Origin of the sequence: Kitasatospora putterlickiae, from assembly GCF_039527695.1 — a bacterium.
GTDB classification, from domain to species: domain Bacteria; phylum Actinomycetota; class Actinomycetes; order Streptomycetales; family Streptomycetaceae; genus Kitasatospora; species Kitasatospora putterlickiae.
Genome location: NZ_BAAAKJ010000168.1, coordinates 5,637 through 5,912, shown reverse-complemented (window position 1 = coordinate 5,912; position 276 = coordinate 5,637). Strand labels below are relative to the sequence as shown.

Genomic DNA, 276 nt, shown 5'->3' with positions numbered 1-276 from the left:
CCGATGGCGTGGAACCCGGCCTGCAGGCCGGCCCCGGTGCAGGCGGCGACGTGCTCGGCGACCTGGGCGGCGGTCAGGTAGGCGGTGCCGGTGTGCGCGGCGTCGTCGTAGTCGCGGTGCAGGCAGGCGGTGTGCGAGCCGAGCGCGCCGTCCACGAAGAGGTCGCCGCCGGCGCCGATGGCACCGAGTCGGCGGGCGGTCTCGACGCCGCCGCGCTCGCTCAGCTCGCCCCAGTAGCCGAACACCTCGGGTCCCTCGCCCTCGGCGGCGAGCTCC

Annotated in this window: 1 protein-coding gene; it reads right to left on the bottom strand. The window is 77.2% G+C overall.

Annotated features, from left to right (window positions below; genetic code table 11):
- On the bottom strand, positions 1 to 276 hold a 276-nt coding region (locus ABD308_RS17335), incomplete at both ends, for an amidohydrolase family protein (protein ID WP_344335326.1).